We start from the raw sequence: 23,882 nt of genomic DNA, 5'->3' as shown, positions 1-23,882 counted from the left end.
TTTAAGTTTAAGTTTTGTGTTTTAATGTTTGTGGTTGTTTATTATATCTTTTTTTCTATATAAGGTAATAAACCCAAATATCTTGCCTTTTTTATTGCTTTTGTTAATTTTCTCTGGTATCTTACTTTAGTACCTGTTATTCTACTTGGAATTATTTTCCCATTTTCAGCAACATATAATTTTAATATGTCACTTTTTTTATAATCTATTTCTTTTATTTTTTCAGAGGTAAATTTACAATATTTTTTTTTACGAATTAACATTTCTATTCCTCTATTCATATTTATGAATTAAATTAGATTAAACTTAAATAACACAACTAAACCTCATTTAAAAAAACAAAACCCAAACAACAAAAAGTAACACAAAGCAACTCAACACAACAAATAACATAACATAACAACTAAACCTCAAATCAAAAAAACTAAAAACAAATCCATTACAAAACATAACAATCCAACACTTAACACCTCATAACAATAACAAAGCAACTCAACATAACTTTACACAAAAAAAAAACAAATCAAAAACCAAACAATCCAAACCATTACACAACATAACAAAACCATTAAAACATAACAACATCACTCAACTCAATAACAAAGTAACTCAATCCAAAAAACTAAACCTCAACAACAACTCAAAGCATTAAATTACAAAACATACAACACTACACTTAATTTAATACATTACAACAAAGCATAATCAAAGATCCTCAACTTATATTTTATTAAACCAACTTAATACAAACCAACCCAAACCTAAACCTTACACAACCCAACTTGAAATAACTTAACCCAAACTAAACTAAACCTTACACAACCCAACTTAATACAAAGCATAACAACTCATCATCAACTTTACAGAACTTATATTCCAAACACATTAAAACAAAACTTACAATATATTAACTTAATCAATCCATTACAACAAAACATATCATTACAAACAAAATAACTTAAGTTAATGTAAAAACAATTCAAAACAATTTAATCAAAAACATTACAACAACACTAAACTAAAAGCATATCATATCAACACATAACATAACATTACATAACACAACAACTTATATTATATTAACACAACTTACACTAACTAAACCAAACATCTCAACACCAACTTGAAATAACTTAACTTAAACCAAACTAAACTAAACTATTACAACTAAACTAGTCTAGTCTAAACTCAAATAAAATAAAAGAAAAAATCATATCAACAACAAATAACATAACAGAACAAATAACACATAAAAGAAAATAACATAAAATAACATAACAACAACACTTCATCTCATCTCATCTCATCTCACACTCAAACTCAAAGCCAAAGCAACACAATATTACATTACACAACATTACATTACATTACATTACACAAGTTAAGTTAGTGTAAGTTGTGGTATGTTTAGTTAATCCAAAACATATCAACACAATTCATAACAATTTAAAACAATCAAAACAAAACAAAACAAAACAAATAAAATCAATTCATTACAAACCATACCATACCATTACAAAAAAAAAACAAGTCAAAACACTTCAAACCATTACAAACCAAACCAAACATAAACCATTACAAAAAACTAAACATACCATTACAATTTAAAACACATTAATCAAACATAAACCATTACATTACAAAACATACCATTACAAAACAATTCAAATGACTTCAAAACATAACAACATAACATAACATAAAACAATTTAAAACACTTCAAAAACAATTCAAAACAACTTAAAACATTTCAAAACAAATGATATCAATTCATTTCATTTCAAAACAATTTAAAACAAAACAAAACAAAACAAAACAAATCAAATCATTACAAATCGTATCGTTTCAAAACAACTTAAATCAAATCAAAACAAAAACAACAACAACAACAACTTATATTAAAACAAATAAAAGAAAATAAAAGAACACAACAGAACATAACATAACATAACATAACACTTCAAAACACTTCAGAACAGAACAGAACAAATAAAAACAAAACAACTTAAAACAATTTAATTTAAAACACTTCAAAACAATTTAAAACATATCAACTCAATTTAAATCAACTCAAATACAACTCAACTCAACTCAATTCGTTTCAATTCAAAACAATTCATTACAAAACATACCATTACATAACAAATGATATCAATTTAAAACAACTTAAAACAAAACAAAACAAAACAAATAAAATAAAAACACTTCAAATCAATTTAAAACAATTCAAATGACTTCAAAAAATATCAAGTCAAAACAAAAGACTTCAAAACATAACATAACATAACATAACATAACTTAAAACAAAACAATTCAAAACAATTTAAATCATTTCAAAACACTTCAAAAAATATCAAGTCAAAACAAAAGACTTCATAACAACATAACTTAAAACAAAACAAAACAAAACAAAACAAAACAAAACAAATGACTTCAAATAAAAGAACAGAACACAACACAACACAACACTTCAAAACACTTCAGAACACTTCAGAACAGAACAAATAAAATAAAATCATCTCAATTCGTTTCAAACATACCACAAAGCATTAATTAAACAACTTAATCAAAACCACATAACATAACATTAAACCATAACACCACATTAAATTACACCACAAATGACTTCAAAGCATTACATTAACTTACAAAACATTACATTAAATCACAACTTCTTACATTACATCTCATTACATTACAAACCACTAAACTAAACACTTCCACATTAAATTAAAGTCAACTTACACTACAACACATTATACATTAAAATAACATAAACCACATAACATAACACCATTAAAACAATACAACATAACTTAAAACACCAAACCATACCATTACAACATTACATAACATAACACAACTTATATTAAATTAAACAACATAACGAACCTAACGTACGTCACTGCTTCTTTCTTAACTTAAACAATGCTAATATTCAAGTTTTTTTTAACAATAATATATCTAATTATTACGTTATTATATTTTATTTTTTTTTCTATTTTTTTTATAACATATTGTTCACATTGTATATTTATTAAAATAATATTAGCTTGTTTTTGATTTTTTATTAAATAATATAAATTTAAATTGCCTAAATCTTCAAAATTTTTTATTAATCCATTATTTTCAATGATTATTTTTATTAATTTTTTTATAATGCCTGAAAGTAAAGTACTTTTATTTATATAAAACAAAATAACTATTTCATAAATCATAGATTTTTATGTCCTTAAAAAGTAATCGGATCGGACGGGAGTCGAACCCGCGACCTTCGGCGCGACAGGCCGATATTCTAACCTACTAAACTACCGATCCTTATTTTTGTGTGTAGGTAGTGCAAGCTTCGAACTTGCGACCCTCAGCTTGTAATACTGATGCTCTACCAACTGAGCTAACCACCCATTCACATAATCCTTTTAGCTAGTGCTAATCGAATAATATAAGTTGATTCTGGCATACGTTCTGTTTCTAAAGTTTTTATTATAAAACCATTTAGATTTAATCTATTTAAAAATAAAACGCCTTTTCCTGTAAATATAAATTTATTAAATTTATACAGTTTTATATCGTTGTTATTAATTATTTGTTTGTTTTTTATATTTATTTTTTTTTCTTTACTTAAAGTAATAGGAATATGAAAATCATCTTCGCTAAGTTTTAATTCAAAAACGCCTATATTATAAAAAAATTTACTAATTTTCATACAACTAATTATATAGGAATGGTTAAAATCAAACCAAGCGCCGAAGGCTAAAGCTTTTAATTTTGAGATTTTTATAATTGGGATATTTAAAATATATGCTATTCCTTTGCTGATACATTTTATTATTTTTATATTTTTTATATCTCCTATTGTTTTACCATAAATTATATACTTTATTTGTGATAAAGTAATTTTGTTTTTATTTAAAATATTTTTTAAATATAAAAAAAACAAAATATTATTTTTATAATTATTATTTCTATAAAATCCTATTATTTTTATAATTTTAGTTCTTTTTAATTGATATAAAGAAATAGAATAATTGGTATAAGAATAATCTAGTGATAATACAACTTTCATTTGTTTAATATTTAATAAATAATTAAATTACGAATATCATTTAATAACTTTTTTATAAAATTAATAAATTTTGCTGCATAAACTCCGTTTATAAATCTATGGTCATATGATAAACAAAGTGGTAAAATTATTTTAGGTTTAAAATCTTTTCCAGTCCAAATAGGCTTAATTTTGGTTTTACCAATACCTAAAATCCCTAATTCAGGACTATTAATTATTGGAGTAAAACCTTTACCACCTATTATTCCTAAATTTGATATTGTAAAACAACCCCCTATCATATCATCAATTTTATTTTGGCCTAATAAAGTTCTTTTGGTTAATTCTTTTAATTCTAAAGCAATATCACTTATATTTTTTTTATCTACATGTTTTATTATAGGCACTAATAAACCTTTTGATGTATTTATAGCAATGCTAATATGCATTGCTTTTTTTAAAATTATTTTATTTTTTTTTTCATCAAACAACATATTAAATTTCTCAAATTTTTGTAATGCATAAGAACATACCTTTATTATAAAGGATAATAATGTTATTTTTATACCTCTTTCATATTTTATTTTTTTTCTCATTTTTTCTATTTTAGTAACATCTATTTCATCAAAATGAGTAACATGTGGTATATTAATCCAACTATTGTGTAAATTTTTAGCGCTTATACTTAAAATATTTTTTTCTTTTTTTGCTTCTATCTCTTTTTTCTTATCTTTTACATACTTTTTTATATCTTCTTTTAAAATACAATTTTTATTTCCACTTCCGATTATTTTATTTTTTTCTAAATCAACCCCTATTTGTCTTGCCATTAATTTAACAGCTGGTCCAGCATGTGACCGATGTTTCACTGACGATGAGGTACTGTTGTCTTTTTCTTTTATAAGACTAACTTTATTTTTTAGAGTTTCTTCTAATTCCATTATTGATTTGCCTGAAAATATCTTGTCACCTTCTTTTATTAAAATATTTTTTATTTTTCCTTCTTTTGGTGATGGTAAATCTATTGTAGCCTTTTCAGACTCTAAAACTACAATAGTTTCATCTTTTTTTATACACTCCCCAACTTTCACAGGAATTTCTATCACTTCAACTTTTTTATTTATATCTCCTATTTCAGGCAGTTTTATTATCAATCATATTTTCCTTTTATTAATTTAATGGATTTAATTTTTTAGCATTTATACCATATTTTTTTAAAGCATTTTTTACAATTGATCTATCGATTATTCCTTTGTTATTTAGTGATTTTAAAGAAATGATTGTTATAAAATAGCGATCGACTTCAAAAAAATAACGTAAGTTTTTCCGAGTATCTGACCTACCATATCCATCCGTTCCCAACACATAATAATCATTTGGTACCCAAGCACGGACTTGATCAGCATATAATTTTATATAATCTGTGCTTGCAATTATAGGACTAGGACTATGATATTTTTCTAAGCATTTTGTTATCCAAGGTTTTAATGTATTATGTTTTTCACATATTAAATTTTTTCTTCTATCAATTTCTACTGCTTCTCTTCTTAACTCATTAAAACTAGTCACACTCCAAACATAAGACTCAATATTAAATTCATTTTTTAAAATTTCCGCAGCATGTTCTACTTCTCGTAATATACTACCAGACCCTAACAAATGTACTTTTAAATTTATATTTTGTGTAGTATTTTGTTTGGGTATTTTGTGTTTACGTAATAAATACATTCCGCGTATAATACCTTTTTCACATTGTTTTGGCTTTTTAGGATGTAAATACTTTTCATTCATTAAACTTATATAATAATAACACTTTTCTTTTTTTACATACATTTTCTTTAACCCATAATATATTATAACTGCTAATTCATAAGAATATGTTGGATCATAAGATCGACAACTTGGTATTATTGATGCTAATACTTGACCTTGACCATCTTGATGTTGTAAACCTTCTCCATTTAATGTCGTTCTTCCTGATGTACCTCCTAATAAAAAACCTCTTGATTGCAAATCACCCGCAGCCCACGCTAAATCTCCTATTCTTTGAAAACCAAACATTGAATAAAAAATATAAAACGGTATTAACGTGTAATTATGATTTGCATAAGATGTTGCCGCTGCAATCCAACACGACATTGATCCTAATTCATTAATACCCTCTTCAATAATTTGACCTTGTTTATCTTCTTTATAATAAATTAATTTTTCTTTATCTATTGGCAAGTATTTTTGTCCTTCTATTGAATAAATTCCGACCTTACTAAACATCGTTTCCATTCCAAAAGTTCTAGCTTCATCTGGTAAAATAGGCACTATTCTTTTACCTATATTTTTATTTTGCATTAAACTATTTATAATACGTACCCCAATCATTGTAGTAGAAATTTTTCTAGTACCTATCTTGTTTACAATTTTATATAAGATTTTTTTTTCTAAAGAATGAAAATTTAATACAAACAATTTTACATTCCGTTTTGGTAAATACCCATTAAGTTTTTCTCTACATTTATGCAAATATTTTATTTCTGGTGAATCTTCATCGGGTTTATAAAATGGTATATTCTTTGCTTTTATCTTTTCATTTTTTATAGGTATTTCAAACCTATCTCTAAACCTTTTTAATGCTTTAAAATCTAAATTTTTTACATTATGAGATTCCATACTTGATTCGAATTTATAAATACCATATCCTTTTATAGTATGTGCTAAAATCACTGTAGGTTTTCTATATGAATTATTCACAGCTTCATAATAAGCAGCGTATACCTTTTGAGAATCATGTCCCCCTCGTTTAAGATTTGAAATTTCTTCAAATGAAAACTTACTCACCAATTTTGCTGTGTTTTTAAATTTTCCAAACAACTGTTCTTTTGTATATTTTCCCCCTAAAGCTTGATATCTTTGAAATTCCCCATCTAATGTCGCATTTATACATTTTTGCAAACTTCCTTTCTTATCTTTGTCCAACAACCTATCCCAATCCCCTCCCCATACTACTTTGATTACATTCCAATTCGCTCCTTTAAATATTTGTTCTAACTCATCAATTATTCTTCCATTCCCACGTACTGGACCATCTAATCTTTGTAAATTACAATTAATTACAAAAATCAAATTATCTAATTTTTCTCTACTAGCAACATTGATTGCTCCTATTGTTTCTACCTCATCACACTCCCCATCTCCTACAAATGCCCATACCTTTCTATCTTTCATATTTTTTATCCCACGATAATCCATATATTTCATTAGTCTAGCTTGATATATAGCTTGTAATGGACCTAGCCCCATTGATACAGTGGGAAATTGCCAATAATGTGGCATTAAATATGGATGGGGATATGCTGATATCCCTTGTCCTTTTATTTCTTTTCTAAAATTATCTAACTGCTTTTCTGTTAAACGACTTTCTAAATAAGAGCGTGCATATATTCCTGGAGCAACATGTCCTTGAAAATATATTAAATCTCCTTCAAACTTATCATTTATTCCTCTAAAAAAATGATTAAAGCCTACTTCATATAATGTGCAGCTTGACATGTAACTTGATATATGTCCACCTAAATTATTTTTTGTATTCGCTCTTATTATTAATGCTATAGTATTCCACCTAATAGCAGAACGTATTTTTCTTTCCAAATATTTATTCCCTGGGATTCGTTTTTCACAATTTTTGGGTATTGTATTTTTATAATCATAATAATCTTTATTAAAGATATTATTTTTGATTATATATTTATTCTTTATATACTTTTTTACTAAACTTTTTACACTAAAAAATCCCTCTCGATCCATGACCCTCTATATTTTCTCCCTTTATTTCTGATTTATATAGGATTCTAATTTCATTTTTATGATTTTATAACTTCTAACGATTTTAATGTTTTTAACAATGTTTTATGATATTTTTTGGACAACCATGTCAATGGAAGTCTTATACCTTTTTTAACTAAACCCATTTTTTTTAATGCCCATTTAACTGGAATAGGATTAGATTCAAGACTTAATGCATAATGTAAAGGCATTAATTTTTTATTTATTTTATATGCTAATTCTAGCTTACCTTTTCTTGACGCAATACATAACTCATGCATTTGTTTAGGTACTATATTGGATGATACAGAAATAACACCATGTCCACCTGCTAATATAAATTCACAAGCTGTACTATCATCCCCTGACAACAAATAAAACTCTTTATCCTTATATTGGTCAATTAATTCTAAAGCTCTTGCTAAATTACCTGACGATTCTTTAATTCCTACTATATTTTCAATCTTTGATAATTTTAAAATTGTTTCATTATTTATATCTACACCTGTTCTTTTTGGAACATTATACACTATAATTGGTAATCCCACACTCGCTACTTCTTTAAAGTGGTTATACATTCCTTTTTGAGTAGGCTTATTGTAATATGGTGTTACTGATAATCCATACTCCGCTCCTGCTTCTTTAGCCATTTTTGTTAAATTCACAGCCTCTTTTGTAGAATTTGCCCCGACTCCAGCAACTATGGGTATTTTTTTATTAACTTCTTTAACAATCGTATGTATAACTCTAAAATGTTCTTCCAAAGTCATTGTAGTATTTTCACCTGTAGTTCCAGCAGCTAATATTGCATCTGTTTTGTTTATTAAATGAAATTTAACTAAGTTTATTAATGAGCCCCAGTCTATTACACCATTTTGTTTCATAGGCGTTGCAATTGCTACGATACTTCCCTTAATCATATCTTAACCTCTTTTTAATATTATTTATCATTTCTATTTCAGATTTTAATTTTTAATTTAAATCAAAACAACTTAAAACAAAACAATTTAAAACATCACAACTTAAATCAAATAAAATAAAATAAAATAAAATCACTTCAAAACACATTAAAACAATTTAAATCATCTCAAATCGTTTCAAATCAAATAAAAGAACAAATCAGGAGTTACTAACATATTTTTATTTTACGTCCTATTAATCTTTTAAATATTAAGTTACCAAAACTCACTCCCATCCACCGCAAACTACTTCACATGCTTATACTGTCACGCACAACCAAACAACAAATAAAACAAATTTCGAATCGATTCACTACAATAACAAACCACTATCTTTTTTCAAAAGCCATACAACACATTTAAATATAAGTCATTCACCATCACAACAAATCAAATTACAATTAACCCTAATAACACATAGTAATTCTTTGTAAGATAATGTTAAACAATCAAAACCTAACCACAACTAAACACATAACAACACAACTTTAAAAACTTAACTTAAAATAACTTAACCTTACACAACAAATAACAACACCTTACAACACACTTCAAAGCATCTCAACACAACACCTTACAACACACTACACTAACCTAAACCTAACTTAACTTAACTTAACCTTACACAACTTAATACAAAAACAAAACAAAACAATCAATTCAAATTCAAACCACATTAACAAAACTAAAAGCATATCATATCAACACATAACATAACATTACATAACATAACAACTTATATTTTATTAATCCAATCAATCCAACTTAACTAAACCTCAAATCAAAATCAATACAAAGTAACTCAAAAAAACTCACCCCACAAAAAACGTAACTTCAACTCAACGTACAAATTTGTATTATTTTAAAACATACCTCAACTCAAAACAACTTAATTCAAACCATTACAAAAAACATAACAAACTCAACACCACACCAAAACATTACAACTTACTTAAACCATTACACTAATACAAAACAATCAAAAACCCAACACAAAAACATTACAAAACCTAACCTACATTAACTTAATGTAAAAAAACTAAACTTACACTTAACACAAACTAACACAACTAAACCATTACACAACAACACCCCATACACTAACTTAAACTAACTTAAAAAACAAACCCAAACTTAAAGCACAACACCTCCAAACATAGCACAAACCATTACAAAACACACTAACTTAAATCAACTACAACAACACCTCAATAACAAAGCAACAACTTATGTTTTATTAATTTAATACAAAGCATAACACCTCATATCAATTCAAACCATTAAAACACAAGTCAACTCAAAGCAACACAACTTATATTAAACAACACAACACATAATATTACATTACATTACATTACACTAACTTAAAATAACACAAAAAGAAAAACCATTACAACAAATCATAGCACCTCAACACATAACAACATTACACAACTTAAATTAAATTAATTTAACACAACATTAACTCAACCTACATTAACTTAACCTTACACAACACTACACAACACTAAACTACACTAACTTAACACAACACACCTCAACAAATACAAAGCATAGCAACACAACATATAACAACTTACATTACATTAACTTATATTAATCAAAACAACTTAAAAGACCTCAAAAAACAAAACCATTAAAACATAACAACATCACATCAATACAATAACAAAGCAACTCAATTCAACAACAACTCAACAACATCTCAACACAATCAAAGCAACTCAAATACAACTCAAAGAAAAAAAACTCAACTACAACTCACCCCACACCACACCAACTCAAACCATTACAAACAATTTAATTAAAACCACAACTCAAAGAAACTTAAACAACATTACATCTCATCTCATTACACCACATTAACTTATATTTTATTAACCCAAAAACATTTCTACACCATTACAAAAAAATCAAAAACAACACCCAAACACCTCATTACGACAGATAGCATTACTTAAAACAAAATACTTACAACACACTACACTAATCCAAAGCAACACAAACCATAAACCATACCATGCCATACAAAAAAAACTTACAAAACACATAACAACATTACATTAACTCAAATTAATTTAATTTAACACAACTTGTTTTGGATTAACTTACACATAACTAACTTAATGTAAATTAAAGCATTACAAAACTTAACATTAACACAAAAAAACTTAACACAACACTAACTTACACTAATTTAACACAATTTAATGTTTTGAAGTGTTTTGTTTTGTAAACCAAAAACTCAACCCAAACAACTTATTTAGGATAGGAGTCACTAACTTAATACAAAGCACAGAACCTCAAACCAAAAATCCAAAGCAACACAACATTACATTACATAACAACTTATATTAAAGCATAACTAAAAGACTTCAACACATAACATTACATAACAACACAACTTATATTTTATTAATTTAATCCATTACAAAACATATCATTACAACATAACTTAAAAAAAAACAAATAAAAACACTTCAAAACACTTCAAAACAAACCAATACAAAAACACCTCAATCCAAAACAATTTAAAACAAAACTAACTTAAATTAAACCATTACATAACACATTAAACCATTACACTAATACATAACAACTTAATCAAAACAACACCAAAATAAAAAAACTTACACCAATCCAATAACAACTAATAACAACTTACAAAAACACTAAACTAAACTATTACAAACCAAACCATTACAACATAACACCATATTATATTAAATTAACACATACAAACAACATAACATAACAACATTACATTTAAATACATTAAATTAATATAAATTACAACACAACAACTTACACTAAACTAACCTAAAACCATTACAAAAAAAACACATAACATAACAATTCATATCAAAACAATCAAAATTAACTTAACCTTACACAACAACACACTACAACACACTAACTTAAAGTAACCTTACAAAGCACTACACCTCAACACAACAACTAAACTACACATAACAACATTACACAACTTAAATTAATTTAATTTAACACAACTAATAACAACACATAACATAACATAACATAACATAACAACATTACATTACAAACCACCACATAACATAACACAACAACTTACACTAAGTTAAGTTAAAACAATTTAATTCAAAACACTTCAAAACATACCACTTCATATCAACTTAAAACAACATAACATAACATAACATAAAACAAATTAAAACAAAACAAAACAACTTAAAACAAAACATCACAACTTAAATTAATTTAATTTAAAACAACTTATTACATTAATCAAAACAATCAAATAAAAGAACAAATCAAAAACATAAACCATTACATTACATTACAAAAGAATTCAAATCAAATCATTACAAATCGTATCGTATCGTATCGTATCGTTTCAAATGACTTCAAAACAAGTCAAAACAAAAGACTTCATAACAACATAACATAACATAACATAACTTAAAACAATTCAAAACAATTTAAATCATTTCAAAACACTTCAAAAAATATCAAGTCAAAACACTTCAAAAACAAATCAAAAACAAATAAAATAAAAGAACAAAGAACAGAACACAACAACTTACAACACTAATACACTTCATCTCAACACAACACTTCACAACACAACACTTCACTTCAGAACAGAACAGAACAGAACAGAACAACTTAAATCAAACATTAAACAACTTAATCAAAACCACATAACATAACATAAACCATAACACCACATTAAATTACACCACAAATCAAAAGCATTACATTACACTAAAATAAATTAAACCACATTAACTTACAAAAAATCACAACTTATTACATTACATTACATTACAAACCACCACTAAACTAAACAAACATACCACAAAAGACTTCAAACCACACAACAAAACACTTCCACACCACACAACATTACATTAACTAAACCATTACAACTTAAAAACTCAAACCTAACTTTAAAAACTTACACAAACTTACATTAAAACAATTTAAAAAACTTAACCTTAACCTTACACTACACCCTTACACAAACACACTACAACACATAACAACACAACTTAAAATAAATTAAACAACATTACACTTTACACATTAACTAACACTACAACACTAAACTACACTAACTTAATCCAAACCATTACAAACTTACACTAATGTAAAAAACACATAACATAACAACACCTCATAACCTTACAACAACCTACACTAACTTAAAATAACACAACATAATACAAACCATTACATTAACACAACTTAAAACAAAACAACTCAACTTTGTTTAAATTAACTTACAACACATAACATAACATAACATAACAACAACTTAACCTTACACTTAATGTAAACAAACCATTACATAACAACTAAACTTACATTAAATTACACCACAAATCAAAAGCATTACATTAAAATAATTTAATGTTTTGTAAACCACAAAACACAACACCAATACAATCCAATCATTAACTTGAAATGAAATAACTTATATTAACTTACACCACAACAACTTAAAACAAAAACCATTACAACACTAACTTACACAAACCTAACCTAACCTAACACAAACTAAGTTAACTCAACTCTTACACTAATAACAACTTACACTACACAAAGCACCTCACTTCAACTTACACAACATTAACTTAAAGCAAAAAAAACTAACATTATGTAATATTTTGTAATCTAATTTTCTTTAATGTGTTTAGGTTTTGACTTTAAATAACACAAACCAAAACTTAAAACAGAGACAGAAAGAAGGAGAAAAAAGAAAAAGGATAACAGAGACAGAAAAAGAAAAGTAAAAGAACTAGAACTAAATAACCCAATAAAAAACAAGACACTAAAAACATAACAAACCAAAATAAAGACCACAATCCAAAACAATCTAACCAAAAAGAAAACATAAAACCAAACAATACCAAAATATAAGACCCATAACTGATTTACCTTACTTTGCTTTGTCCTGTCCTGTCCTGTCCTAAACGAATAAAAATAAAGCTAAACGAAACTAAAAAAGTTAACTTCATATCTAATCTTCGAAATGTTCTAGATGTCCGCCAAACTGTTTACGCATTGCTGATAGTAATTTATTGCCATATCTATTGTAATTCCTCGAATTAAATCTAACGTATAAGGATGTAGTGAGAACTTCTAATGGCATTGACTCTTCTAAAGCAGTTTGTATTAACCACCTCACTTCACCTGAATCATTCACCTTGCCATTAAATTCTTTAAGTTTAACATCGTTTGCTAATGAAACAGAAATTAAATCCAACAACCATGACTCTATTACACTTCCTCGACGCCATATCTCAGAAATATCATATAAATTTAATTTATAACGGTGTTTATAAAATACATTTGTTTTCTTTATATTTTTCATCATATCAAATCCTTCGGCATAAGATTGCATCATTCCATATTCTATGCCGTTATGTATCATCTTAACAAAATGCCCAGAGCCTACTTTACCACAATACATATAACCTTTATTTGAAGATAAATTACAAAATATATATTTTTTTTTTAAAAAAATTTTTTTATTTCCTCCTATCATTAAACAATATCCTCTTTTTAAACCCCATATTCCCCCTGAAACCCCCACATCTATATAATTTATTCCTCTTTTAACTAATTTTTCAGACCTTTTTATATCTTTTTTAAAATAACCATTACTACCATCTAATATAGTATCTCCTTTTCCCATATATTGTCTTAATTTTAAGATTATTTTTTCCGTTATTTTTCCAGCAGGTAACATCAACCAAATTGTTCTTGGACTTGATAAACTTAAAACTAAACATTTCAATGATTTTGCGCCTATTGCTCCCTTTTTTTCTATGTTTTTTATATTTGTTCTATTTTTATCAAAAACAGCACAAGTATGATTATTTTTTAATAATTTTTTAGTAATATTTCCTCCCATTTTCCCTAAACCAATAATACCTATTAGCATTTTAATCTCCTAATAATCGTTATTTTAACAAAACTTAAACATTAACCATAACTGGCTTTTTAATTAAAACTTATACGGAGCGGAGAGAAAGGGATTTGAACCCTTGAAGTCAACAAATTACACTTACACACTTTCCAAATGTGCTCCTTAAACCACTCGGACACCTCTCCAATATTATTATCAAACATATATACCTTTTTTTAATAATTTTAATGAAACGATATACAAAAAAAATATAAACATTATTATTGCAATTAATGATTTTCCTATAACAAGATCTGATACCCCTAAAAAACCATATCTAAACGTATTCACCATATAAAATATTGGATTTATTAACGATAAGTTTTTCAAAGATTCTGGCAATAAATTTATATTATAAAAAACACCCCCAAGATAAGTTAAAGGAGTTAAAACAAAATTAGGTATTATTGAGATATCATCAAATGTTTTTGCAACTAACGCATTCATAAAACCGGCTAAGGAAAACAATATAGCTGTTAAAATTACTATTACTATAGTTAAAAAAGGATGTACAATATTTATTGTTGTAAAAAATAATGAGAATAATGTAACAATCAATCCTACTAACAAACCTCTAAACAACCCCCCTATAATAAAACCATCTAATATCACCCAACTAGGCATAGGAGATATTATTAACTCTTCTATAGATCGTTGAAATTTATTACCAAACAATGAAGACGCTACATTTGAATAACTATTTGTTATTACTGCCATCATTATTAATCCTGGAATAATATAATTGATATAAATTACACCACCCATATTACCTAACTTACACCCTATTACTTTACCAAAAATTATAAAATACATGGTAGTAGTAATTGACGATGGTAATAGAGTTTGAGGCCAAATCCGTAAAAATCTACCAATTTCTCTTTTTATTAATGTGCTCAGTGCTATAATTATTCTTTGTTTTTTCAATTCTTATACTCTAAGTTTTATGTTTTTCAATTAAGTTTACAAACATTTTTTCTAATCTATTAGACTTATTTCGCAAAGACACAATCTCTATTTTTGTTTTATCAAATATTTTAAAAATCTCATTTAATTTTGTTCCTTTTTTTAAAGATATTTTACATTTATAAGAATCTTTTTTCTTTATTTTTACGCCTTTTATATTTGGAATTTTTTGTAAAGGGTGTTTTGTTTCTAAAAAAAACGTAGTCTCATCTATTTTTTTTAACAACGATTGCATGGTTGTATTTTTTATAATTATACCTTTGTTTATTATTGCTACATTTCTACATAAGCTTTCAGCTTCTTCTAAATAGTGTGTTGTTAAAATAATAGTTTTCTTTTCATTTTTATTTAGATTGTACATATAATCCCATAACGTTTTTCTTAATTCAATATCTAAACCTGCTGTTGGTTCATCTAAAATTAACATTTTAGGATTATGCACTAAAGAACGCGCAATCATTAATCTTCTTTTCATTCCACCTGATAACTTTCTTACTATCATTTCTCTTTGTTTAAATAAATTTAAATCTTTTAATAATTTATAAATACGTTCTTTAGAGCACTTCTTTGAAAATCCATAATATCCTGCTTGTGTAAAAAGAATATTTTCAACGGTTTCAAATTGGTTTAAATTATATTCTTGTGCCACATAACCTAAATAATATTTAGCTTTTGAATGATTTTTATCTATATCTATGTCAAAAATTTTTATTTTTCCACAAGTCTTTTTTATTAAAGAACTTATTATACCTATTGTTGTTGACTTTCCTGCACCATTAGGACCTAATAATGCAAAAAAATCTCCATATAGAACCTTTAAACTAATATTTTTTAAAGCAAAAATATTGTTTTTATAAATTTTATTTAAGTTTTTTATATTTAATGCTATTTTTTTCATATTTTTCCTTAATTAGCGGAAAACGAGACTCGAACTCGCGACCTTATGCTTGGCAAGCAGACGCTCTACCAACTGAGCTATTTCCGCAATTTACATGTTTTAAATGCCCCATAGGAGTTTCGAACTCCTGTTACCGCCGTGAAAGAGCGATGTCCTAGACCACTAGACGAATGGGACTTAATAATATATATTATTATTTTAATCATATTAATTGTCAATATTAACTCAATAAGGATATTATGATAAAAAAAGACACAATCGAAATGGAAGGAATAATCATAGATACCTTGCCAAATACCATGTTTCGAGTCAAGTTAGACAATGGGCATATAATTACAGCACATATCTCGGGTAAAATACGAAAAAATTATATAAAAATTTTAACCGGAGATAAAGTAAAAGTTGAACTTACACCTTATGATCTTACAAAAGGTCGTATCATTTATCGTGAAAGATAAGTTGTTATGAACAAAATTATTGTATGTATGTCTGGGGGAATAGACTCTTCTTTATGTGCGTTTTTACTTTTACAAAAAGGATATAAGGTTGAAGGGTTATTTATGAAGAATTGGGAGTTAAACAATGTATGTACAACACATACAGAAATTGCAGAGGTTAAATATATATGTAAAAAATTAAAAATAGTTTTACATCTTGTAAATTTCTCAGTTGAATATTGGAGAAATGTTTTTAAATTAACGCTTCAAGAATTTGTTTCAGGAAAAACCCCAAATCCAGATTCTTTATGTAATAAAGAAATAAAGTTTAATTTATTAATGAAATATGCTTTTAGTATTTTAAAAGCTGATTATATATCAACTGGCCATTATGTTCGATTTAAAAATAAATTTTTTTTTAAAAGTAAAGATTTAAATAAAGATCAAAGTTATTATTGTTTTAATATAAACAAATATTTTACACACAAACTTATTTTTCCCATAGGACATTATAAAAAAATTGAAATACGTAGACTTGCTAAATTTATTTTTTTTAAAATATATAAAAAAAAAGAATCTTTTGGTATTTGTTTTGTAGGAAATAACAAATTTTCATCTTTTTTTAATACGTTTTTTCCTTATAAAAATGGTAAATTACTAACAAAAAATAATATAATTATAGGGCAACATAAAGGAATTGCTTTTTATACCAAAGGACAAAAGAATGGATTTAATATCCCCATTATATTAAATCAAACACATTGGTACGTTCTTAAAAAAAAAATACATACAAATATTTTGTATGTAACCAACCAAAAAAATAAATTTTTATATACTAATTCTTTAGTTGCACGCCAAGTAAATTGGCTTCAAAATCCTTTTATTACAACTAAAAACTTTACTTTATCTGCTAAAATACGTTATAGACAAATAGATCAACCTTGTATCGTTTATAATTTTATTTCTTATATAAAGGTTTATTTTTTATATAAACAAAAATCCATAACAGAAGGACAATCTATTGTTTTATATAAAAATAATATTTGTTTAGGTGGCGCTATTATTAAAAGGACTTTTAATAGAAAATAATTAAAATATTTTCATTAGTTGTTGTAAAATAATTAAAAATTTGTTTATTTCTTCTAAATTATTATATACTGCAAATGAAATTCTACAAACTGTATTTATCCCATAATTATTTAATATTGGTTGGCCACAATGATTTCCTGTTCTAATAGCAATTCCATAGTGATCTAATACTAATCCTATATCTTGTGAATTAATACCTTCTATAAAAAAAGATACAACGGAAACTTTATTACTTTTTCCTATAATATGAAGCTTTTTTATTTTTTTTAAATTTTTAAGTAAAAAATATACTAAAAGTTTTTCCCAAATTTTAATCAAATTTAAATTTTTTGTTAACCACTTTAAAGAAGAATAATAAGCAATAATATTACAAATAGTTTGTGTGCCGGCTTCAAATTTATAAGGTAATTCTGAATATATTATTTTATTTTTTAAAAAACTAAAATATTTTACCATATCTCCACCATATTGCCAAGGGTCCATATTGTTTAATATTTCTAAACGAACATATAATATGCCCACTCCCGTTGGACCATAACTTTTATGGGAAGAAAAAACATAAAAATCTATCTGTAATTTTTGTACATCAATTTTTTTGTGTGAAAAAGATTGAGCCCCATCTAACAATATTAAAGCTTTTTTTTTATGAACTATTTTTGATAAGATTTTTATTGGATTTGTTATGCCTAATACGTTCGAAACATGCGTTATAACCACTAAATTCGTTTTATTTGTCAATAATTGTTTAAAATTTTTTATATCTATTAACCCATTTTCTTTTACTTGGATTATTTTTAATTTTAATCCTTTATTTGTTGCTAAATTTTTCCAAGGTATGATATTTGAATGATGTTCCATTATAGAAATTAAAATTTCACTTCCTTTTTTTAACAACTTTCCATAACTATTTGAAACTAAGTTAATAGATTCTGTAGTACCTTTTGTAAATATAACTTCTTCTTTATATTTTGCATTTATACTTTTACAAACCATTTTTCTTGTTCTTTCATATGCTATTGTAGCATCATTGGATAAATAATTTAATCCTCTGTGAATATTAGCATTGTAATAGTTAAAATATTCATTCATTATTTTTATTACATTATTTGGCATTTGACTTGTTGCTGCGTTATCAAAATATATTAAATCATATGTTTTATATATTATTTTTTTTAAAATAGGAAACTCTTTTCTTACTTTAAGAATTTTGTTTTTTATTTTTTTATAATTTATTAACATTTTATAGCTTTATAATATTTATTATTTTTTAAAACAAAAAAATTTGGAACAACAAAGATATTTTTTCAATGCTTTTATTTCTATTTTTGTTAAAAATTCATTTATGAAACTTAACAATATTAATGTTTTTGCTAAAAATTTTTGTATTCCTCTTGTTCTTAAATAAAAAATATAATCTTCATTTATTTTACCAATAATTGTCTTGTGCTTACATATAACATCTTTTGATTGGATTTTTAATTTAGGATTGGTTTTAATCGTAGGATTATTATCCAATAAAATATTTGAATTTTTTTGAACGCCATAAATATGGTTTATATTTTTTTTTATGTTTATATCACAATGAAAAATTCCTGTCGCATGTATTATTCCTTTATAATCTACGTTAGACTGTGTAAAATTATTTGTATGATTAATAATAATGTTATTTTTTATAAAATTTTTATCTTTCGGATAAAACAACCCTAACACATTACATTTACTATATTCATCTTTTAAATTTATTTCTAAGTTATAATGTAAATAATAACTATAAATCTTTATATTAGTTAACTCACATTTACTATGTTTTTTTTGATTTACAATAATGTGTGATAATATATAATCTATTTTATTTAACGCTATTAATTGAAAATATGCCATATTTGAATTCTCATTAAGATTCATTTCTATTTTTACATTATTTATATATTTGTTTTTACTTTTGTTTATATAATGCTCTAAAATTTGTATTTTAATTAATTTATCAACCAAAAATAATAAATTTAAATTATTTTTTTTATATTTTGTTTTTTTTGAAATATGTAGCATATAAATTGGTTTTTTTATTTTTATATTTGATTTTAAATATATTATTAAACCACTATATTTTTTTATATTACCACTTTCAGCATTTATAATATTTTTTTTTAAATAAATTATATTTGGTTTTATTAAGTTATTTAAAGTTGAATATTTAGTTGATAATTTTCCATCAATAAACACTATCATATAGGCATCAATATTTAATAAATCAAACATATTTTTTATATCCAAATGATTCTATTTCATTTATTAGGTTTTTATCGCCCGATTTTATAATTTTTCCATTTACTAAAATATGTATAAAATTAGGCTCTATATAATTTAATAGACGTTTATAATGAGTAATTAAAATTATTGAACAATTATTAGATTTTATTAATCTAATTCCATTTGATACAATTTTCATTGAATCTATGTCTAAACCTGAATCTATTTCATCAAGCAAAGCAACTTTTGGTTTTAACATTAACATTTGCAATAGTTCATTTTTTTTTCTTTCACCACCCGATAAATTTTCATTTACATCTCTATTCAAAAGTTTTTTTTCTATTTTTAAATATTTCATATTTTTTTTAATTGTTTTTATCATGGTCAAAATATTAATTTTTTTTTGTTTTAAATATTTTAATTTTTCATTTAATGCTGTATGTAAAAAATATATATTTTTTACACCTGCTATTTCAATAGCATTTTGAAAACTTAAAAACAATCCAATTTTTGATCTTTCTTCTATATTCATGTCCGAAAGATTAATGTCATTAAAAAAAATTTTACCGTTGTTTATTTTATAATTTTCTCTTCCAACTAATGTTGATAATAAAGTTGATTTACCTGAACCATTTGGACCCATTATTACATGCAGTTCACCTGTTTTTATTTTTATGTTAATACTTTTTAAAATATTATTGTTTTTAATATTTACATTTAAATTTTCTATTTTTAACATTTTAACCTAAGGACCCTTCCAAAGTTATGTCTAATAAAGCAGAAGCTTCCACTGCAAACTCCATTGGTAATTTATGAAAAATTTCCTTACAAAAACCATTTACTATCATATTTATAGTATTTTCTTTCTTTATACCTCGTTGCATTAAATAAAACATTTTTTCTTTATTTATTTTATAAGCAGTAGCTTCATGTTCTAATATTGCCGTACTATTTTTTATATTTTGATAAGGTATAGTATAAATTGTGTTTTTATTACCTATTATTAATGAATCACATTGAGTAAAATTGCTTGAATCACTAGCTTTTTTGATTATTTTTACTAAACCCCGATAAGCTTGTTTTGAATGTCCAACTGCAATACCCTTAGCAATTATTGTTGATTTTGTATTTTTGCCTAAATGAATCATTTTAGTGCCAGTATCTGCTCTTTGTTTATTCTTTGTTATGGCCATTGAATAAAATTCCCCTTTCGAATAATCGCCTTTTAGAATACAAGAAGGATATTTCCAAGTTATTGCTGAACCTGTTTCTAACTGTATCCAACTGATTTTAGATCTTTTACCTTTACATAAACCACGCTTTGTTACAAAATTAAAAATTCCTCCTTTACCTTTTTTATTTCCAGGATACCAATTTTGTACTGTAGAATATTTTATAAAACTTTCTTCAAAAGCTATTAATTCAACAACTGCAGCATGCAATTGATTCGAATCATATATAGTTGCAGTGCAACCCTCTAAATAAGAAACTTCTGCTCTTTTTTCACATATAATTAATGTTCTTTCAAATTGTCCTATTTTTTCAGAGTTCAAACGAAAATAAGTTGATAATTCTATAGGGCTTTTTTGGCCTTCTGGTAAAAAAACAAAAGATCCATCTGTAAATACTGCTGAATTTAATGCCGCGAAATAATTATCATCATTTTTTACAACAGACCCTAAATATATTTTTATTATATTTTCATATTTATTTATTGCCTCTGATATTGAACAAAAAATAATTCCTAATTTATATAATTTTTTTTTAAATGTAGTAGCTATAGAAACCGAATCCAATACTGCATCTATAGCTATTCCTTTTTTATTTTCATATAAATTTACACCTAATTTATTGTAAACATATAATAATTTTTTATCTAAAAATTTTTTTTTGGGAGAACTAAAAAAAGACATTTCTTTATAATTTATTTTTGGTGTTTTAAAAATAGCCCAAAAAGGCGGTTTCATTTTTAACCATTTATAATACGCTTCTAATCTCCATTTTAACATCCAATTTGGTTCTTTTTTTAATTTAGAAATATTTATTATTATTTTTTTATTTAAGCCAGGTAATTGGATATTACTTGCTATATTGATTTTAAATCCATATTTATAATCTTTTGTACTTAACAAACTTTCTATTTTTTTATTTGTATTTATCACCTTTCGTTTCTCTTAAACTATTTTTTACAACCATAGTATCCTTTCTATCTAGACCTGTTGAACTAAGTTTGAGTGGTATACCTATTTTTACTTTTCTATTAACCTTATAAAATTCTTTGCTGTTTCTGTTTGGGGTAATTTATTATATTTCACAATACCTTTAGTATGTTTTTTGCATCAACCTTTTATAATATATAGTGTTTATATTTTGTTCATAATTATTAAAATCTTTTTTGTCGTTATAAACAAAGACTATTTTTTTTATTTTTCTAAAACATATAATTTGGTTAAACATACAATAGATATTGTATTTCTTTTTATAGAATAACGTCAATAAACTAAATATACCCCTTCTTTTTCTACCTGTGTTTGTAACTTTTGCCTTTTTTATAAATATCTACCTATTTTATTATTAATTTCTGTTGTAAAGGTCCATTCCCAACTTTTGTTGTATAATATTTAGCCTATTTATTTTTTTGTCCCAACCCGACTACACTTGATCTCGTTACATAAGGATAAGTTCCATTGTCTATATCTAATAACCTTGTGCTCCTTCAAATCAAATATTTCCCTTCTAAATTTAAATGATTAAAAAAGAATAATAATTTCCGTAGTTTTTCTATTAAAATAATATTTTTGTCAAATACTTTATTTAGTTTTATCTTTGATTTTTTGATTTATAAAAACTGAACTGCTTAATATAATTTTATAAAAGTTAAGTGTCTCTTTTAAGTTTAAATAAAACTCTTCCTTAAATAAAATTTCACTTATTTTTATTCCTTTTCTAGCTATTCATAGACTGGACCAATTCCACATTTAGTAGTACCGATTTGTTTTTTCCTAAATATTTTTCTCTTGCTATATCTAACCTTATGTGATATTTAAATATTAATTAACATTCTTCTGAAATTAAAACCTTTTGTTAAAAACTATTTTCTTTTTTTTTTATTATTTCTATTTAACAAATCAGTTAATGATATAACTATTCATACTCCTTTACTTTCCTTTACTTATTATACAAACAATTTAAAACAACACTAACTTAAACAACATGTAATTTTTTTTAATACAATACAAACCATTTGATCTTAAATATTAATTTTATTTTTTATAACTTAACTAATGTATGACCTGCATTGCATTGCATTGTGCTGTGCTGTGCTGTGCCCACCTTGAAAAGGTTACGTAATACTGTATAAATTAGAATAAAGAAGTTAATTACCTCCACTCCCTACAACTACACCTCTCATCATTACTTAACAACATAACACTTAAACCAAACCAAAAAACAAGTCAAAAGACTTCAA

General features: G+C 25.1%; 15 protein-coding genes and 5 tRNA genes. 2 read left to right on the top strand and 18 right to left on the bottom strand.

The features are described from left to right. Window positions 1-41 precede the first annotated feature (41 nt). The 14 genes from rpsR to H7S46_RS01310 all read right to left on the bottom strand — a co-directional run bounded on the left by rpsR (window position 42) and on the right by H7S46_RS01310 (window position 16,814). Complete coding sequence (gene rpsR / locus H7S46_RS01375; RefSeq protein ID WP_183043057.1) at window positions 42-263, bottom strand: 30S ribosomal protein S18; 222 nt, start codon at window positions 261-263, stop codon at window positions 42-44. 2,658 nt (window positions 264-2,921) lie between these two features. After that, the gene (gene rpsF / locus H7S46_RS01370) at window positions 2,922-3,218 is read right to left on the bottom strand and encodes a 30S ribosomal protein S6 (protein ID WP_183043045.1); all 297 of its coding nucleotides are present in this window, start codon (window positions 3,216-3,218) and stop codon (window positions 2,922-2,924) included. Between the two features lie 26 nt (window positions 3,219-3,244). Then, window positions 3,245-3,318: transfer RNA gene (locus tag H7S46_RS01365), tRNA-Asp, on the bottom strand. Window positions 3,319-3,331: 13 nt separating this feature from the next. Continuing rightward, window positions 3,332-3,404, bottom strand: a tRNA-Val gene (locus tag H7S46_RS01360). A gap of 2 nt (window positions 3,405-3,406) precedes the next feature. Continuing rightward, window positions 3,407-4,066 carry a peptidase gene (locus H7S46_RS01355; RefSeq protein WP_183043044.1) on the bottom strand — a complete coding sequence of 220 codons (660 nt, stop codon included), beginning with the start codon at window positions 4,064-4,066 and terminating at the stop codon, window positions 3,407-3,409. An 11-nt stretch (window positions 4,067-4,077) separates the two neighbouring features. Further along, window positions 4,078-5,199: a 2-oxo acid dehydrogenase subunit E2 gene (locus H7S46_RS01350; RefSeq protein WP_183043043.1), complete on the bottom strand. Its 1,122-nt coding sequence runs from the start codon at window positions 5,197-5,199 to the stop codon at window positions 4,078-4,080. A 16-nt stretch (window positions 5,200-5,215) separates the two neighbouring features. Then, on the bottom strand, window positions 5,216-7,843 hold the full coding sequence (gene aceE, locus H7S46_RS01345) for a pyruvate dehydrogenase (acetyl-transferring), homodimeric type (protein ID WP_183043042.1): 2,628 nt from the start codon (window positions 7,841-7,843) through the stop codon (window positions 5,216-5,218). Window positions 7,844-7,899: 56 nt separating this feature from the next. Continuing rightward, on the bottom strand, window positions 7,900-8,781 hold the full coding sequence (dapA, locus tag H7S46_RS01340) for a 4-hydroxy-tetrahydrodipicolinate synthase (protein WP_183043041.1): 882 nt from the start codon (window positions 8,779-8,781) through the stop codon (window positions 7,900-7,902). A gap of 5,044 nt (window positions 8,782-13,825) precedes the next feature. Next, window positions 13,826-14,752, bottom strand: coding sequence for a phosphogluconate dehydrogenase (NAD(+)-dependent, decarboxylating) (gnd, locus tag H7S46_RS01335; protein ID WP_183043040.1), 927 nt, complete (start codon window positions 14,750-14,752; stop codon window positions 13,826-13,828). An 80-nt stretch (window positions 14,753-14,832) separates the two neighbouring features. Beyond that, window positions 14,833-14,922 (bottom strand) — tRNA-Ser (locus H7S46_RS01330). 10 nt (window positions 14,923-14,932) lie between these two features. Beyond that, on the bottom strand, window positions 14,933-15,700 hold the full coding sequence (locus H7S46_RS01325; RefSeq protein ID WP_183043039.1) for an ABC transporter permease: 768 nt from the start codon (window positions 15,698-15,700) through the stop codon (window positions 14,933-14,935). A 10-nt stretch (window positions 15,701-15,710) separates the two neighbouring features. Further along, on the bottom strand, window positions 15,711-16,637 hold the full coding sequence (locus tag H7S46_RS01320) for an ABC transporter ATP-binding protein (protein ID WP_183043038.1): 927 nt from the start codon (window positions 16,635-16,637) through the stop codon (window positions 15,711-15,713). 14 nt (window positions 16,638-16,651) lie between these two features. Then, window positions 16,652-16,724, bottom strand: a tRNA-Gly gene (locus H7S46_RS01315). 17 nt (window positions 16,725-16,741) lie between these two features. Then, a tRNA-Glu gene (locus H7S46_RS01310) sits at window positions 16,742-16,814 on the bottom strand. 62 nt (window positions 16,815-16,876) lie between these two features. On the opposite strand from H7S46_RS01310, the gene infA reads away from it, so the two are divergent. After that, entirely contained in the window at window positions 16,877-17,095 is a 219-nt protein-coding gene (gene infA, locus H7S46_RS01305; protein WP_183043037.1) for a translation initiation factor IF-1, read from the top strand. Between the two features lie 6 nt (window positions 17,096-17,101). Further along, window positions 17,102-18,163: a tRNA 2-thiouridine(34) synthase MnmA gene (gene mnmA / locus H7S46_RS01300; RefSeq protein WP_183043036.1), complete on the top strand. Its 1,062-nt coding sequence runs from the start codon at window positions 17,102-17,104 to the stop codon at window positions 18,161-18,163. Here mnmA and H7S46_RS01295 read toward each other — a convergent pair whose 3' ends face one another. From H7S46_RS01295 to sufB, 4 genes are read right to left on the bottom strand one after another with little or no spacing between them, the layout of a single operon-like run. Beyond that, window positions 18,164-19,402, bottom strand: a complete 1,239-nt coding sequence (locus H7S46_RS01295) for an aminotransferase class V-fold PLP-dependent enzyme (RefSeq protein ID WP_183043035.1) — start codon at window positions 19,400-19,402, stop codon at window positions 18,164-18,166. It lies immediately after the preceding gene. 21 nt (window positions 19,403-19,423) lie between these two features. Further along, a complete protein-coding gene (locus H7S46_RS01290; RefSeq protein ID WP_183043034.1) occupies window positions 19,424-20,422 on the bottom strand; it encodes a SufD family Fe-S cluster assembly protein in 999 nt (332 codons plus the stop codon). Beyond that, a complete protein-coding gene (sufC, locus tag H7S46_RS01285; RefSeq protein WP_183043033.1) occupies window positions 20,415-21,152 on the bottom strand; it encodes a Fe-S cluster assembly ATPase SufC in 738 nt (245 codons plus the stop codon). Before sufC ends, H7S46_RS01290 begins: the two co-directional genes overlap by 8 nt. Window position 21,153: 1 nt before the next feature. Next, the gene (gene sufB / locus H7S46_RS01280; protein WP_220683144.1) at window positions 21,154-22,575 is read right to left on the bottom strand and encodes a Fe-S cluster assembly protein SufB; all 1,422 of its coding nucleotides are present in this window, start codon (window positions 22,573-22,575) and stop codon (window positions 21,154-21,156) included. Window positions 22,576-23,882: the final 1,307 nt, after the last annotated feature.

The sequence above is a fragment of the Candidatus Portiera aleyrodidarum genome, assembly GCF_902713745.1.
GTDB classification, from domain to species: domain Bacteria; phylum Pseudomonadota; class Gammaproteobacteria; order Johnevansiales; family Johnevansiaceae; genus Portiera; species Portiera aleyrodidarum_D.
This window is presented reverse-complemented; position numbering and strand designations above follow the sequence as displayed.